At 36.2% G+C, this 14,991-nt stretch carries 17 protein-coding genes; 6 read left to right on the forward strand and 11 right to left on the reverse strand.

What is annotated here, in order from left to right:
* From AT685_RS04195 to AT685_RS04220, 6 genes are all read left to right on the forward strand, one after another.
* Positions 1 to 325 (forward strand): MMPL family transporter (locus tag AT685_RS04195; protein WP_159420473.1); only part of this gene is annotated, 325 nt, incomplete at its 5' end.
* Between the two features lie 28 nt (positions 326 to 353).
* On the forward strand, positions 354 to 1,307 hold the full coding sequence (secF, locus tag AT685_RS04200; RefSeq protein WP_072151685.1) for a protein translocase subunit SecF: 954 nt from the start codon (positions 354 to 356) through the stop codon (positions 1,305 to 1,307).
* A 53-nt stretch (positions 1,308 to 1,360) separates the two neighbouring features.
* Positions 1,361 to 1,630, forward strand: coding sequence for an STAS domain-containing protein (locus tag AT685_RS04205; protein WP_320409069.1), 270 nt, complete (start codon positions 1,361 to 1,363; stop codon positions 1,628 to 1,630).
* Positions 1,631 to 1,733: 103 nt separating this feature from the next.
* Positions 1,734 to 3,023 (forward strand): adenylosuccinate synthase, encoded by a 1,290-nt coding sequence (locus AT685_RS04210; RefSeq protein ID WP_072151010.1) that lies wholly within the window; start codon positions 1,734 to 1,736, stop codon positions 3,021 to 3,023.
* An 11-nt stretch (positions 3,024 to 3,034) separates the two neighbouring features.
* Positions 3,035 to 4,207, forward strand: coding sequence for a sensor histidine kinase (locus AT685_RS04215; RefSeq protein WP_072151686.1), 1,173 nt, complete (start codon positions 3,035 to 3,037; stop codon positions 4,205 to 4,207).
* A gap of 2 nt (positions 4,208 to 4,209) precedes the next feature.
* Positions 4,210 to 5,016 (forward strand): class I SAM-dependent methyltransferase, encoded by an 807-nt coding sequence (locus AT685_RS04220; RefSeq protein WP_072151687.1) that lies wholly within the window; start codon positions 4,210 to 4,212, stop codon positions 5,014 to 5,016.
* A gap of 2 nt (positions 5,017 to 5,018) precedes the next feature.
* Here the strand turns inward: AT685_RS04220 and mutL are convergent, their stop codons facing one another.
* The 11 genes from mutL to AT685_RS04270 all read right to left on the reverse strand — a co-directional run.
* Positions 5,019 to 6,848 (reverse strand): DNA mismatch repair endonuclease MutL, encoded by a 1,830-nt coding sequence (mutL, locus tag AT685_RS04225; RefSeq protein WP_072150332.1) that lies wholly within the window; start codon positions 6,846 to 6,848, stop codon positions 5,019 to 5,021.
* A 73-nt stretch (positions 6,849 to 6,921) separates the two neighbouring features.
* A complete protein-coding gene (locus AT685_RS04230; protein WP_072151688.1) occupies positions 6,922 to 7,140 on the reverse strand; it encodes a hypothetical protein in 219 nt (72 codons plus the stop codon).
* A 5-nt stretch (positions 7,141 to 7,145) separates the two neighbouring features.
* Positions 7,146 to 8,162: a dipeptide epimerase gene (locus AT685_RS04235; protein WP_072151689.1), complete on the reverse strand. Its 1,017-nt coding sequence runs from the start codon at positions 8,160 to 8,162 to the stop codon at positions 7,146 to 7,148.
* A 14-nt stretch (positions 8,163 to 8,176) separates the two neighbouring features.
* Positions 8,177 to 8,998 carry a sulfite exporter TauE/SafE family protein gene (locus tag AT685_RS04240; protein ID WP_072150335.1) on the reverse strand — a complete coding sequence of 274 codons (822 nt, stop codon included), beginning with the start codon at positions 8,996 to 8,998 and terminating at the stop codon, positions 8,177 to 8,179.
* Positions 8,995 to 9,930, reverse strand: a complete 936-nt coding sequence (locus AT685_RS08270) for a S41 family peptidase (protein WP_159420474.1) — start codon at positions 9,928 to 9,930, stop codon at positions 8,995 to 8,997. Before AT685_RS08270 ends, AT685_RS04240 begins: the two co-directional genes overlap by 4 nt.
* Positions 9,923 to 10,651, reverse strand: coding sequence for a S41 family peptidase (locus tag AT685_RS08275; protein WP_081040579.1), 729 nt, complete (start codon positions 10,649 to 10,651; stop codon positions 9,923 to 9,925). Before AT685_RS08275 ends, AT685_RS08270 begins: the two co-directional genes overlap by 8 nt.
* On the reverse strand, positions 10,648 to 11,271 hold the full coding sequence (gene tmk / locus AT685_RS04250; RefSeq protein ID WP_072151690.1) for a dTMP kinase: 624 nt from the start codon (positions 11,269 to 11,271) through the stop codon (positions 10,648 to 10,650). The genes AT685_RS08275 and tmk overlap by 4 nt, the downstream gene beginning before the upstream one ends.
* Positions 11,272 to 11,290: 19 nt before the next feature.
* The gene (locus AT685_RS04255) at positions 11,291 to 12,295 is read right to left on the reverse strand and encodes a Gfo/Idh/MocA family protein (protein WP_072151691.1); all 1,005 of its coding nucleotides are present in this window, start codon (positions 12,293 to 12,295) and stop codon (positions 11,291 to 11,293) included.
* Positions 12,296 to 12,299: 4 nt separating this feature from the next.
* Complete coding sequence (dxs, locus tag AT685_RS04260) at positions 12,300 to 14,246, reverse strand: 1-deoxy-D-xylulose-5-phosphate synthase (RefSeq protein ID WP_072150345.1); 1,947 nt, start codon at positions 14,244 to 14,246, stop codon at positions 12,300 to 12,302.
* A 10-nt stretch (positions 14,247 to 14,256) separates the two neighbouring features.
* On the reverse strand, positions 14,257 to 14,526 hold the full coding sequence (gene xseB, locus AT685_RS04265; RefSeq protein WP_072150339.1) for an exodeoxyribonuclease VII small subunit: 270 nt from the start codon (positions 14,524 to 14,526) through the stop codon (positions 14,257 to 14,259).
* Positions 14,510 to 14,991, reverse strand: a 482-nt coding sequence (locus AT685_RS04270; protein ID WP_143713116.1) for an exodeoxyribonuclease VII large subunit, incomplete at its 5' end; no start/stop codon positions are given. The genes AT685_RS04270 and xseB, both read right to left, overlap by 17 nt.

Here is a 14,991-nt window from a genome sequence, read left to right on the forward strand (position 1 = left end):
AGGGATAATTTTAACAATTGGAGTAGCTGTAGACGCTAATGTTCTTATATATGAGAGGATTCGTGAGGAGCTCGCAATAGGTAGAACCTTAAGGTCAGCGATAGATGAGGGTTATTCAAAAGCTTTTAGCGCTATTTTTGATTCAAACATCACAACTTTTCTAACGGGATTAATCCTTTATAATTTCGGTTCCGGTCCGATTCAGGGGTTTGCCCTTACGTTGATGATAGGTATCATTGCTAACCTTTTTAGTGCCGTTTTCATCACAAAAGTTTTGTATGATATTGTAGCTGAAAAATATCCAGGTGTTGTTAAATTTGGCTAAGTAAAAATTAATTTCAGAGGGTTTTAAAATGAGATTTATCGGCAAGACAAATATAAAATTCATTGAGAAAAGAAAAATCTGGTATGCGGTTTCTATTATTGTTATTTTAATTGGTTTAATTTCGCTTATCTTTCGTGGCATCCCACTTGGTATTGATTTCCTTGGTGGGACCGAGGTGATCGTTCGCTTTGAGAAACCTGTTTCAATTGGCGATGTCAGAAGTGCAATCGCACAAATCGGGCTTGCAAAAAGTGAGATCAAAACATACGGAACGCATAATGAAATTTTGATCCGAACATCGCAGCAGATGGAAGGAACAAAGATGGGAGAACTAATTCTTTCAGCTTTACAATCAAAATTTCAAGATAACAAAGTTGAGGTTTTAAATGAGGAAAAGGTTGGTCCAAGAATAGGAGCTGAATTAAGGCGAAAGGCATTTTATACAGTTATTTTATCGCTAATTGTTATGCTTGTTTATATCGATTTAAGATTTAAACCAATTTACGGGCTTGGTGCTGTAGTTGCACTGTTCCACGATGTTTTGGTTACGCTTGGATTTTGTTCAATTTTTAGCTCCGTCCCCTATCTGAACATTGAAATGAATCAATCACTCCTTGCTGCACTTCTTACACTTGTTGGTTTATCTGTAAATGATACGGTTGTTGTGTTTGACAGAATAAGAGAAAATTTGAAACTTTACAAAGCGATGGACTTTATCAGTCTTGTTAACAAGAGCATAAATGAAACATTAAGCAGGACGATAATAACAAGCGGAACAGTTATTTTAGTTCTTGTTATTTTACTTTTCGTTGGGAGTGAGGTCACCCGTGGATTTGCCTTCGCTTTAACGATTGGTATGATAACTGGAACTTATTCATCAATTTATGTCGCAAGTTCAATTGTTGTTGATTTCAATCTTGCGAGGCAGAGGAGAGCAGAGAAGGAGAAACTTTTGAAGAAGCAACCCGTAACAGCAAAGTAAATATCTTGCGGGGCAAGTTAGCCCCGCCTTTTTAAAATTAAACGGGAAAAATTATGCGATTAAGAGCAAAGGAATTTGATGATGTTGTCGTAATTGAGATTAAAGGAAATTTAATGGGAGGTCCTGACTCTCAAAAGTTTAGAGAGCTTTTGCACAAACTCCTTGATCAAGGGAAAAATAAAGTCGTCGTTGATGTTAAAAATGTTAAATTTATGAACAGCGCAGGGCTTGGGACTTTGATAAGTGGCTTGACGACAATGAGAAATGGCGGGGGGGTGACCTCAAAATCGCAAATCCAACCGATAAAATTGAATCGCTTTTGATGATAACACGACTTATAAAAGTTTTTGAAACTTATAACTCCGTTGAAGAAGCAATTGAAAGTTATAAAAAAAGAGCAACAAAGAAAAAGTAATCTACATTGTAATGTTAATTAAAATTCCTGATGGTGCTGTATGGGTTATCCTTGGTGCTCAATGGGGTGATGAAGGAAAAGGAAAAATTGTTGACCTTTTAAGTGAGGATGCAGATATCGTTGTTAGATATCAAGGGGGTGCAAATGCAGGACATACGGTTTCATTTGATGGAAAAACCTATGTTCTACATCTTCTGCCTTCGGGAATTTTTCATCCTAATGTTGTTTGTGTAATTGGTAATGGAGTTGTTCTTGATCCAATTGCTTTAATTGAAGAAATTGAGATGGTGAAATCTGCGGGTGTTGATGTTTCCGGACGACTTTTTATAAGTCACAGGGCTCATCTAATAATGCCATATCACAAGCTTCTTGATAAACTTTATGAGCAGGGGGATGATAAAATTGGAACAACTGGAAAGGGGATTGGTCCATCTTATGTTGATAAGTATGCAAGGGTTGGAATTAGAGTTGTTGACCTTCTTGATAGAGATGTATTTTGCAAAAAACTTCGCAAGAATATAGAGTTAAAAAACGAAATCATAGAGAAAATTTACGGTGAAACGAAGTTTGATGTTGAAAAAATAATTGACGAATACATTGAGTTTGATAAAAAAATTGATGAGTATGTGACGGATACGGCTGTTTATTTAAACAGAGCAATAAAAGATGGGAAAAAAATTCTTCTTGAAGGGGCACAAGGGGCTTTGCTTGATATTGATCATGGAACATATCCTTATGTGACCTCATCAAGTCCAACAGCTGGAGGTGCATCAACAGGTTCGGGAATACCACCAACGAAGATAAATGGCGTAATTGGTGTTATAAAAGCATACACAACACGAGTTGGAGAAGGTCCATTCCCAACCGAGTTAAAAGATGAACTTGGGGATCACATAAGGGAGAAAGGTCATGAATATGGTGCAACAACTGGTAGACCAAGAAGATGCGGTTGGCTTGATATTGTAAGTTTAAACTACACGATTATGATAAACGGGATTGAAAAACTCGCTTTAACTAAACTTGATGTCCTTGATGAACTTGATGAAATAAAAATTTGCGTCGCTTATGAACTAAAAGGGAAAAAACTTAAAAATTTCCCGACTGATTCAGAGACGCTCTCTAAAGTTGAACCTGTTTATGAAAGTTTCAAAGGCTGGAAAACGAAAACTTCAGATCTTAAATCTTATTCAGATCTTCCGTCGGAGGCCAGAGAATATATTGAAGCTATAGAGAAACTAACAGGTGTGAAAGTTTCAATCATTTCTGTTGGGGCAGACAGAAATCAAACAATTTTAAGATAAACTGTTTAAAAATGTTAAAGGCAGTTAATATAAAAAGATTCCTCATCTTGCTTGCCTTGGCAATCGCACTTGGGATTCTTTACTATACAAATGTTATAGTCAAAAATCTTGAAATGAGAGAAAAACAAATCGCAAATCTTTACGCAAAGTCAATTGAATATATAGTCAATTCCCCTGGGACATCTGAATTTACATTTATCTTTGATCAGATCATTCTTGCGATTGATTTTCCTGTGATTGTAACCGACAGGGAGAGGAATCCTCTTTTTTACAGAAACATTGAAATTGATACAACCCTATCCAAGAAACAAAGGGAGAAGATTTTGCGTAGGGAGATTGAGAAGATGGAAAAAACATTTGAGCCTATAAAAATAGCTTACCAAGATACGCTAATTTTAAACTATGTCTTTTACGGAAACTCAAAACTTGTTGAACAGCTCAAAATTTTACCATATATAATACTAATTGTCGCTGGGATTTTCGTTTTAATTGGATACTTGAGTTTTAGCTATATTAAGAAAACGGAGCAAAGCAATATCTGGGTTGGGCTTGCACGGGAGACGGCACATCAGCTCGGGACACCGCTTTCAAGTTTATATGGCTGGCTTGAAATTTTAAGGACAAAAATTGATAACGGTGAGGATGTAAGCAATGTAATTCATGAAATTGAAAATGATCTTAACAAGCTTAACAAAATAACTCAAAGATTTTCAAAGATAGGTTCAAAGGCGGAATTAGTTGAGGAAAAAATCTCAGATGTTATAAATTCCGTGATCAGGTATTTTGAGAAGCGAATTCCTCACTCTGGCAAGAAAATAACGATATCAATCAAGGGGGACATGGATGCAAAAGCTTTCATCAATCGTGAATTATTTGAATGGGTTATTGAAAATTTGCTCAAAAATTCACTTGATGCGATTGAAAACAGCGAAGGGAAAATAGAGTTTAAAATTCAAGAGAAGGGGAAACTTGTTATAATTGATGTTTCAGATACAGGGCGTGGGATAAATATGAAATATCGTAAGGATATCTTCAGACCTGGTTACACTACGAAGAAAAGGGGATGGGGACTTGGATTGAGTTTGTCAAAAAGGATAATTGAAATTTACCACGGCGGTAAGCTTTTCCTAAAGGAAAGTAAAATCGGCAAAGGTTCAACTTTTAGAATAGTTTTGAAAAAGTGAAAATGAAATACGAGAGAATAAAATCAAAGATTGACAAAATAATCTCTGGGAAAATCTTTTTACGGAAATTTTTTTATGGCATCCTTAACATATTTCTTCTTCGTGCTTGGTATGTGAAAAGGGAGGTGAAAAATTTTTTCAATTCAAGAAATGATAAAATCAACGTTCTTGATGCTGGATGTGGTTTTGGACAATATTCGTATCTTATAGCGAAAAGATTTAAAAATTCGGAAGTTATTGGGGTTGATATAAATGAAAATAGAATCAAAGATTGTGAAGATTTTACCAGGGCAGTTAAAATTGAAAACTTGAGATTTGAAATCGCCGACCTTACAAAGTTAAATTTTTCAGATAAGTTTGATCTCATTCTTGCTATTGATGTGATGGAACATATTAAAAATGATGAAACAGTTTTTGAAAATTTTTACAAAGCCATGAGAAAAAATGGATTGTTGATAATAAGCACGCCGTCAAATCTTGGAGGGTCGGATGTTCATTCAGATGAAGAGGAAAGTTTTATTGAAGAACATGTCAGAAGTGGATATGAAGCAGATGAAATTAAATCTAAACTTGAAAAGGCGGGATTTAAAAATATAACCCTGAAATACAGTTATGGAAGATGGGGGAATTTATCGTGGAAACTTATGGTGAAAATTCCGATCCTTTTGCTTGGGAAAAGTTTTATTTTTGTCGTGCTTCTTCCTTTGTATTATCTCGTAATTTCTGGTGTGGGATTTTTTCTGATGTGGCTTGATACAAAGGTTGAAAATAGGAAGGGGACTGGTTTAATTGTCACTGCGAGAAAATAAATTTATATCCTTCCAAATTTTCTGTCAAGCTCTTCAATTGGAATTTTAACTATTATCGGTCTCCCGTGTGGGCACACATATGGATTTCGTGTAAGGAAGAGTTGATCAATGAGAACTTGGATTTCTTCTGGGGTCAATTTATCTCCTGCTTTGATCGCTGTTTTGCAAGCGAACGCTTTTGCAAGATTTTCACGAACACTTAAATTTGGTTCGGCATTTGAATTTTCTCTGTAAAGTTCAATTATCTCCAGAAAAATTTTTTTCTCCGAGCCCTGTTTGACTTCTGGTGGAACTCCGTAAAGTATTATTGTACTTTTTCCGAAAATTCGCAGGTCAAATCCCAAACTTTCAAGGTGCTCTTTAATTTCTTTAACAACTGCCATGTCTGCTGGCGTGACTTCAATTGTTTGAGGAAAGAGAAGTTGTTGCGTGAATGGGGATCTTGAATTTAAACTGTCAAGCGCCCTTTCGTAAAGAATTCTCTCATGAGCGACATGCTGATCAATTATCATTATCCCAGTTTTAATTTGGGCAATTATATATTTATTATGGATTTGCATAAAGGAGATTCCTTCTTCGCCTCTTTCCTCTACTGATTGTGAGATTGCAGATTGAATTTCTTGAGAAATTTTTTCAACCTTTTTGATATCTTCCTTCGCTTGAATTGCAGTCATTGCTTCTGGAAAAGAAGAAGTTAAAAATTCAAGTGAATATTGTTGCTCTTTTTGAATTTTCTCTTTAATTGGTTCGGTTAAGTTTATTAACTTTTGTTTTATCTCTTCAATTTCCGAAGGTGGATGGAGTTTAATTCCGCCAGATGGCTCAATTTCAATTTCAGGGATTAAATTGAACTTTGATAGCGAGTGTTTCACAACTGCACGAACAAAGTTGTAAATTCCTTGTTCATCGTCAAATTTAACCTCAAGTTTTGATGGGTGGACATTTATATCAACATGCCTTGGGTCAATCAGGATCATCAAAATAAATGACGGGAAATTCCCTTTATCAATGAGATGCTCGTAGGCATTGTAGACTGCGTGATTTATGGAGCGATTTATTATATATCTTCTGTTAAGAAAGATAAATTGATCAGCTTTTGTCTTTCTTGAAAATTCTGGTTTGCTTATGAATCCATATATGCTTACATATTCAGTTTTCTCGTCTACAGGGATTAGAGTTTTAAAAAATTCATCGCCAAAAATTTGTTTTATTCTTGTTTCAAAATCAGTTGCTTCAAATTTTGAGATTAATTCGTCATCGCTTATGAGTTCAAAGGATATTTCGGGATAGGCTATAGCGAACCTTATGAAAGCCTCATAAGCATGTTTGAATTCTGTGTAATTGCTTTTTAAAAAGTTTCTCCTTGCTGGGGTATTGAAGAAAAGATTTTTAACCGCAATTGATGTTCCAATTGGATGCGATGTTTTTGAAATCTCAATTATTTTTCCGCCTTCTATCTTAACAAGCGTTGCAAGTTCATCTTCTTGTGTTCTTGTTTTCATTTCAACCTGGGCAACAGCTGCGATTGATGCAAGGGCTTCTCCCCTGAAGCCAAGCGTTCGTATGTTTTCAAGGTCTTCATATGTTTCAATTTTGCTTGTTGCGTGTCTTTCAAAGGCAATAACTGCATCGTCCTCGCTCATCCCGCAACCATCATCAATCACTTGAACAAGTGCTTTCCCAGCGTCTTTTAAAATTACGGTTATATTTTTTGCTCCTGCATCAATTGAGTTTTCAATCAATTCTTTAACTACGGATTCGGGTCTTTGTATGACTTCACCAGCTGCAATTTTGCTTGCTATTTCTTCAGGTAAAATTTTTATCCTTCCCATTTTCAAGTATTATAGAAGTTTTCAATTCTTGCCATCCAAAAAAGATGAAACAATTCATCATGAATCTTTTACCTTACAGCGTTCCTGATAACACAAGATAAAGATAAAAGACAATCCCGACAATTATTAGCCACCAAAGCAATGATCTTTTCTTTCTTTCGGAGATACCGATTCTCTGGATTTTTAAGCTCCTTCTCAAACGTTCCTTCCTTTTGAGCTCCTCATCTTTTTCAGGTTTGTAATACCTCGGGATGTACTCAAAGCGTAGATGTTGTGGTCTTTTTAAAAGCATAGTTTTTAAATTAATTTTTTTACGCCAAGTCCTGGCTCATCTGGAAGAATTAACTTTCCACCTTTAACTTTAACTCCTTCAAATGGATCGTTTGTTATCAAAAGATTTCCATCAAGGTCTGCAAAATCAACAAGTGGTGAAATTTGGGCTCCTGCGGTTATCCCAACAGATGATTCAATCATACAACCAATCATAATTTTCATATTCATTGCTCTTGCGGTGTTTATCATTTTTATTGCTTCTCTTATACCCGTGGATTTCATAAGCTTTATATTAATTCCATCATATGCTTTTCCTAAAGTTGGAACATCATAAAGGCGAATACAGTTCTCATCTGCGATTATTGGAATATCAACTTTATCTCTAAGCCATGCAACTGAGTCAAGATCATTGGCAGGCATTGGTTGTTCAACAAGTTCAACTCCTTCATCTTGAAGCCATTTGATTTTTTCAAGTGCAAGTTCTTTGGTTTTCCATCCTTCGTTTGCGTCAACCCTGATTAATTTATCTGTGATCTTTCGTATCGTTCTGATTATCTCTTCGTCGTTCTCAAGTCCAAGCTTAACTTTCAAAATAGGATATTCTTCAGCTTCTCTGACCTTTCGTTCAATAACATTTGGCTCGTCTATGCCGATTGTGAACGAGGTGATTGGAGTTTTTTCTTTATTGAGTCCGAAAAGTTTGTAAATGGGGATTTTAAGCAATTTTCCGATAAGATCGTGCAAGGCGATATCAATCCCGGCTTTTGCAGATGTATTTCCCGGCTCAATTGAATCAATATAGTTTAAAATTTCCTCAAGATTAAATGGATCATTAAACTTTGATAGATCAACTTTATTTAAAAAGTTTTGCACCGTTTCAATGGTTTCGCCATATCTTTGTGATGGGGATGCTTCGCCATAACCAATTACGCCGTCGTATTCAACTTCAATAAGCACAACCCAATTTGATGTTCTTACACCTCGTGTGATCTTGAAAGGGTGCTTAAGTTTAAGTTCAAATGTGCGATATTTTAAAAGCATTTCCGATTGTTTTTTTATTTTAAAAGTGTTAAAATTGCAACTGTAATTAAAAGCAATGCAAAAAGTTTTTTTAGAAGTTTTGACTTTGTCCTATAAGATGCGTGAGCCCCAAGTCGGCTTGTAAGAATTGAACCAATTATAATAGGAATCCCGGCTGTATAATCAACAAAGCCAAGCGTTCCGAGAGCTTCAAGTTCGGGTTTCCCAAGTCCGTTGATTACATAACCAAGCGTTCCAAAAGTTGATGTTAAAATTATGATTGAGCTTGATGTTCCGATTGCTCTTTTTATTGGGACTTTCATAAGATGGTTCATCACAGGGACAAGTAAAATTCCGCCTCCCACGCCTGCAAATATAGAAACTATCCCGGTGATGAAACCCCAAAAGATAGCGGAAAACGGAGAGGCATCGCTTTTATAATTTGTCAGATCGTCTATATCAACTTCTGAGTTTCCAGCCAAAAGCATTCTTAATCCAGCAAAAATTATAACAGCGATGATGAATGTCTTTATGAAACTTCCAGAAACAACAGATGCAATTTTACTTCCGACAAGAGCTGATATAATTGAGGCAAGCCCCATAGTAAATGTTAATTTCCACTCAATGTTTTTATTTTCATACTGCTTTATCGTACTTGAAATTGATGTGAAAATTATCGTGAATAAACTTGTAGCAACAGCAATTTTGGGGGTTAAGTCAGCTGGAATTCCAGTTCCCGAGTAATAATACATCAGGATTAAAACGAGGATTACACCACCTCCGATTCCGAAAAATCCTGCTAGGAAACCGGCAAAAAGTCCAGAAGCAAGGAGAAATAAAATTTTCCAGAATATCATTTCAGACTTAGGATAGAGTTATATGTTTTTTTCTCTTTTAAAATTGCGATCGCTATTTTAACTTGAACATCATTTGAGAGACCCCATGCTATTAGCTCATCCTCATATTTATATCTTGCAAGTATCTCGCGCATAAGTTCTCTTGCTATTTCATCACGATAAAGATTAAAGTAATCAATTTTTTGAGTTTTTACTTTGTTGAGTGTAAACTCAATTGTTTCAAGGTAGCCATTTTGATATCCTTGCTTTTTTGCGTATGCAACCGCTTTTTCAAGGTTTATTTCAAAACTATCTCGGAATGCGAAATTATTTTTCTCAACAAACTTTTTGAATTGTTCAAGGATTTGTTCATCTATTTTGAAATTTTCCGGCAGTGTTTTATACCTTATGGCGAATAAATTTGCAAATTTGAAAAACAATCCTTTCTGAGCGAGGGATTCAACGAAATCGCTTCGTTTTGTTTCGGGAACAACTGTATCTGGCATTATTCCACCTTGAGCGTAGACGATCCGACCATTTTTAGTTTTGTAAACCTTTTGCTCCGAGTCGGGTTTTGAAATGAAAACGCCATCAGGTTTATGGAAATAGTCAATTTCCTGGATACAGCGACCACTCGGGGTGTAATACTTAGCAGTTGTTATCTTGAGGAAGGTATTATAGGAAAGATAGCTTATTGTCTGGACGAGACCTTTTCCAAATGTCTTTGTCCCTATGATCACGCCTCTATCAAGGTCTTGAATTGCTCCAGCAACTATTTCGCTTGCACTTGCGCTTGAGTTGTTAACTATGACACAGAGAGGGATATCTGGAAGAATGGGTTTTTCATTTGAGTAGTAGTTTCTCAAGGCATCAGGTTTGCGACCTCGGGTTGAAACTATCAAACTTCCCTCTGGAACAAACTTTTCAACAACATCAACCGCAGCGTCAAGCAATCCCCCAGGGGTTATCACGAAGATCAAGTATTAATCCTTTTATCTCGCCTCTTGTCTGTAAATTTTTTATTGCTTTTCTCAATTCCTCACCTGCGTTTCTTGAGAAGCGCTCAAGTTTTATATACGCAATTCCATCGTCAATGAAATCATAATAAGTTATGTTCTTGACTTCAATTTCGGCTCTCGTTATTTCAAATGTAAGTATATTTTCAATTCCTTCCCTTGAAATTTTAAGTTTTATTGGCGTTCCAGGTTTTCCAATCATATAGGTTCTAACTTCGTCAAGTGATTTATCTTTTGTGGGTATATCATCAATTTCAATGATGACATCGCCAACTTTTATCCCAGCCATATCAGCAGGGTAGCTTTTTAAAACTTTGGTTATAACGATTTGGTCATCAAATTTTGATATTGATACGCCAATTCCTCCATATTTTCCTGTTGTTAGGGCGTCAACATCTTCTCTGTGTTTTTCATCTATGAAGACGGTGTAAGGGTCAAGTTCACTTAACATTCCCTTTATTCCTGCCCTCATAAATTTTTCAGGATCAACTTCATCAACATAGTTTAAGAGCACCTCTTTATAAATTTTTCCGAAGATATCAATGCTTTTGTCTATTTTGAAAAATATATCATCTTTTTGCGACTGAAAAAGTTCAAATCTTACAAATAAAGTTAGCACAAGAAGCCCGAAGCCAAAGAAAAAAATTTTTCTCTTCATTTTGCCTTCATTTTTAATTTTTCAAAAACAATATACCAAATTTGTTCGCTTATCTCATCAATTTTTTTCATTCCATCTATAATGATGAATCTATCGCTTGATTTCGCAATTTCAAGGTATCCATGCTTCACCCTTTTATAAAACTCAACACCTGAGTTCTCCATTCGGTCAAGGTCGCCGTATTTTTCTTTTCTTCTTCTATAGATTTCTTCAACTGGGATGTCAATTAAAAATGTTAAGTCGGGAACGAGCCCGGATGAGGCAAGCTCATTTATAATTTTAATTTTTTCAATCTCAATCCCACGACCATAGCCTTGATAAGCAAGTGTTGAATCATAAAATCTATCACATATAACAATTTTTCCTGAGTTAAGAGATGGGATTATAACTTCTCTTACAAGTTGGGCACGGCTTGCCGAGAAAAGGAAAAGTTCCGTGATTGGATCCATTTCTTTATTCTGTGAATCAAGCAGTATATTTCGTATAAGCTCGGAGATTCTCGTTCCCCCGGGCTCTCTGACGAATGTGATGTCAAAACCGGAGTTTTTTAGTTTTTGAATTAAAATTTCTGCTTGTGTTGTTTTACCGCAAAGGTCAAGCCCTTCAAAAGTTATAAACATTTTTATTTTTAAAAATTTTTTATTGAAGGATTACTTCCTTTCCTCGCTCGGCTGATTTATAAATTGCTTCAACAATTTTCATCCTATAAAGCGCGTCTTTTGCTGTTGAAATAAGCGGATGAAGTTCACGCACAGCGCCAAGGAAGTGTTTCAGTTCATTTTCATATGATTTCCAATAAAGTATCTCTGGCTTTTCTGTTTTCTCTGGCACAAGATTTATAAGTTTTCCCTGAATGTCTTTATAAATCCTGAATGGGTTTAATTCGCCTGTTCCTTCGGTTCCAAATATATGCAGATAGAATATCGGGCTTTCAAATTCATATGACCAGCTCACATCAATAAAAAGTGTTGCTTCATTTTTGAACTTTAAGAGAACAATGGCGCTATCCTCAACTGAGCGAGTTTGATGTTTATATGAGATTGAGTTAACGCTTTTAACTTCGGGGTATCCAGCCATCCAAAGTGCGAGGTCAAGTATGCTAATTCCGAGGTCAAGTATAACTCCGCCTCCGGATTTATCTTTCATTAATACCCACTTTTTATCATTTGGTCTTTTGAACCATCCACCTTTTACATAAAAAATTGACCCAAGTTCCCCTTGCTCAATAAAGCCCTTCATCAACATACAATCAGGTCTAAACCTTAAGTTCATTCCGACCATCACCTTGCGATTGGTTTCTTCAATAGCTTTCACAACTGCTACAGTTTCTTTATATGTCCTTGCGAGTGGTCTCTCAACGAATACATCTTTCCCGGCGCTAACGCATGCTATTGTCATCTCAGCATGAAGATTTGTCGGAGTTAAAATTTCAACAGCTTCAATTTCATCAACCTCTTTCAACATTTTTTCATAATCGGTGTAGAAGTAGGGGACATTGTATTTTTCGGAAAGCATTTTTGCCTTTGCCTTATCAGCATCGCACATAGCAACAATTTTAACATTTTCAAGTTTTGAAAGTATTGGTAGATGAACTGCTTGAGCTATACCACCGAGCCCAATTATGCCAAGTTTAACCTGTTCCATATTTTTATGAGTGTGTTTTTTGAGGAATTAAAACTTTATCAAATTCAAATGTTTCAAGGATTTTTTCGGCTATCCCGTTGGCGTCAAGTTTGAGCATTTGCCACAGTTCGGGTTGAGTCCCATGCTCAATAAATTCATCTGGTATCCCATGAATTAAAAATTTAACATTTACGACCCCTTTTGAAGCTGCATATTCAAGCACTGCACTTCCAAATCCACCACGAATTGTGTTTTCCTCAACAGTTACAACCTTATTAAATTTTTCAAAAATCATATCAAGAAGTTTTTCGTCAAGTGGCTTAACAAATCTCATATTTACAACCATTGCATCTATCCCGTATCTTTGAAGTATTTCAGCGGATTTTAATGCCGGATAAACCATATTTCCAATTGCGAGTATCGCTATATCGCGTCCCTCTTTTAAAATCTCGCTTTTTCCAATCTCAATTAAATCAAAATCATCTTTAAGTGGAACACCAACACCATTACCACGTGGGTATCTTATTGCTACGGGTCCTTTATTGTAAATCGTCGCAGTATAGAGCATATCTCTTAGCTCGCTTTCATCTTTTGGTGCCATTATCACCATGCCAGGGATAAGGCGTAAGTAACTTAAGTCAAAGGCGCCGTGATGCGTGGGTCCATCGGCTCCAACGAGTCCAGCTCTATCAATTGCGAAAATAACATGTAAGTGTTGAAGTGCGACATCATGAATAATCTGATCAAAAGCTCTTTGTAAAAATGTTGAATAGATAGCGCATATTGGAATGTATCCCTCAGTTGCAAGTCCTGCTGCAAATGTCACAGCGTGCTGTTCTGCTATACCGACATCAAAAAATCTCTCAGGAATTTCTTTTGCTAAAATGTTAAGTCCCGTTCCTTCCGGCATCGCTGCTGTTATTCCGACGATCTTATTGTTTCTCTTTGCGAGTTGGACTACAGCTTCACCGAAAACCTTTGTGTAACTTGGTGGTTGAGGCTTGTCGCTTTTATACATCTTCCCTGTGATTTTATCAAACGGAGTTACCCCGTGATACTTTTGTTCATCTTCTTCAGCAGGTTTGTAACCTTTGCCTTTTTGAGTTATAACATGAACAAGTATCGGTCCATTGAGATTTTTTATCTCATTTAAAATTTTTATAAGTTTCGCAATGTTGTGTCCGTTCACAGGACCAAAGTATCTAAACCCGAGCGCTTCAAAGAGCATCCCTGGTGTTATAATTGCTTTTACCCCGCCCTCAACCCTTGCAGCAAGTTTTCTTATTCTGTCTCCCATCCCGTCAAGTTGCCCCGTTAAGTCCCAGATAAAGGATTTGAGTTTGTTATAGTGTGCACTTGCAATCAAGTCTGTAAAATATTTTGATACAGCCCATACATTTGGTGAAATTGACATGTTGTTATCATTTAAGATCACAATCAAGTTTTTTCTCATCATCCCAGCGTTGTTCATCGCCTCATAGGCAAGCCCAGCTGTCATCGCGCCGTCGCCAATTATCGCCACAACCTTGTAGTCAGCACCGTCAAAATCTCTTGCTGTTGCTATTCCAAGCGCTGCTGAAATTGAAGTTGAAGCATGTCCTGCCCCAAAGACATCATAAATGCTTTCACTTCTCTTCAAAAATCCACTTATCCCTCTGAACTGTCTTATTGTATGGAAAACATCCCTTCTTCCAGTGATGATTTTATGCACATAACCTTGATGTCCCGTATCCCAAATTATCTTATCTTTTGGGGCGTTGAATACATAATGCACCGCAAGAGTTAATTCAACAACACCTAAGCTTGCTCCTAAATGTCCACCAGTTTTTGAAATCGTGTCAATTATAAATTCTCTTATTTCGCCAGCAAGGGTTTCAAGCTCATGGATATTGAGTCGTTTTAAATCATCTGGAGAATTTATGCTCGGTAAGATTTTATAATTTGTCTCGGCTAAGGGATATTTTGAACTCATTTTGTCTCTTTTAAATTTTGTTATTGAAATCTTCAAAGTCAATGAGTGTAAATCCTTGGGATTCGTCTTTTATTATTTTCCTTATTCTTAATTCCGCTTGTGTTAATTTTTCAATGCAATATTTTGAAAGTTTAACGCCACGCTCATACATTTCAATTGCCTCCTCAAGAGTTACTTGTCCCGTTTCAAGTTTATCAACTATGTTCTGAAGCTCTCTCAGCGCTTGTTCAAATGTTAAGTTTTCAAATGAGATCTCGGTTATTTCATTTTTCTTCGCCATAGCCTTTTACCACCCCTTTTATTATTCCATCTGATAGTTTTATATTGAATTCATCTTCTATTTTAAGTTCTTCCTTACTGTGAATTATTTTTCCGTTTTTGAAAACAATTGCATAGCCACGTTTGAGGGCAAGTTCTGGATTTACAGATTCAAATCTTTTATGCCACTGTTCAAAGTTATGTTTTATTAACTCAAACCTATGCGACATCGCAATATCAAGGGCTCGCGTAAGTTCGTCAATTCTCATCGTATATTGTTTTATCCAATCAATCGGTCGGTTGAAAGCATAACTTTTAACTATGTGTTCAACCTCTTTTTTCGCATTTTTTATCTTGTCCGTCACCAGTTGATGAATAGTATACCAAATATTTTGGATATTTTCAATAACATCATCGCGATTTTTCACCACAAATTCAGCTGTCCGTTTTGAACCTAACCCGTGAAAGGTATATGGGAATGGATTCG

The organism is Candidatus Kryptobacter tengchongensis (genome assembly GCF_001458555.1).
In the GTDB taxonomy this organism is placed as follows: domain Bacteria; phylum Bacteroidota; class Ignavibacteria; order Kryptoniales; family Kryptoniaceae; genus Kryptonium; species Kryptonium tengchongense.

Bases quoted from the DNA above. Each gene is read 5' to 3' on its own strand.
- secF (WP_072151685.1), top strand. From the start codon at position 354: ATGAGATTTATCGGCAAGACAAATATAAAATTCATTGAGAAAAGAAAA.
- AT685_RS04205 (WP_320409069.1), top strand. From the start codon at position 1,361: ATGCGATTAAGAGCAAAGGAATTTGATGATGTTGTCGTAATTGAGATT.
- AT685_RS04210 (WP_072151010.1), top strand. From the start codon at position 1,734: ATGTTAATTAAAATTCCTGATGGTGCTGTATGGGTTATCCTTGGTGCT.
- AT685_RS04215 (WP_072151686.1), top strand. From the start codon at position 3,035: ATGTTAAAGGCAGTTAATATAAAAAGATTCCTCATCTTGCTTGCCTTG.
- AT685_RS04220 (WP_072151687.1), top strand. From the start codon at position 4,210: ATGAAATACGAGAGAATAAAATCAAAGATTGACAAAATAATCTCTGGG.
- mutL (WP_072150332.1), bottom strand. From the start codon at position 6,848: ATGGGAAGGATAAAAATTTTACCTGAAGAAATAGCAAGCAAAATTGCA.
- AT685_RS04230 (WP_072151688.1), bottom strand. From the start codon at position 7,140: ATGCTTTTAAAAAGACCACAACATCTACGCTTTGAGTACATCCCGAGG.
- AT685_RS04235 (WP_072151689.1), bottom strand. From the start codon at position 8,162: ATGCTTTTAAAATATCGCACATTTGAACTTAAACTTAAGCACCCTTTC.
- AT685_RS04240 (WP_072150335.1), bottom strand. From the start codon at position 8,998: ATGATATTCTGGAAAATTTTATTTCTCCTTGCTTCTGGACTTTTTGCC.
- AT685_RS08275 (WP_081040579.1), bottom strand. From the start codon at position 10,651: ATGAAGAGAAAAATTTTTTTCTTTGGCTTCGGGCTTCTTGTGCTAACT.
- tmk (WP_072151690.1), bottom strand. From the start codon at position 11,271: ATGTTTATAACTTTTGAAGGGCTTGACCTTTGCGGTAAAACAACACAA.
- AT685_RS04255 (WP_072151691.1), bottom strand. From the start codon at position 12,295: ATGGAACAGGTTAAACTTGGCATAATTGGGCTCGGTGGTATAGCTCAA.
- dxs (WP_072150345.1), bottom strand. From the start codon at position 14,246: ATGAGTTCAAAATATCCCTTAGCCGAGACAAATTATAAAATCTTACCG.
- xseB (WP_072150339.1), bottom strand. From the start codon at position 14,526: ATGGCGAAGAAAAATGAAATAACCGAGATCTCATTTGAAAACTTAACA.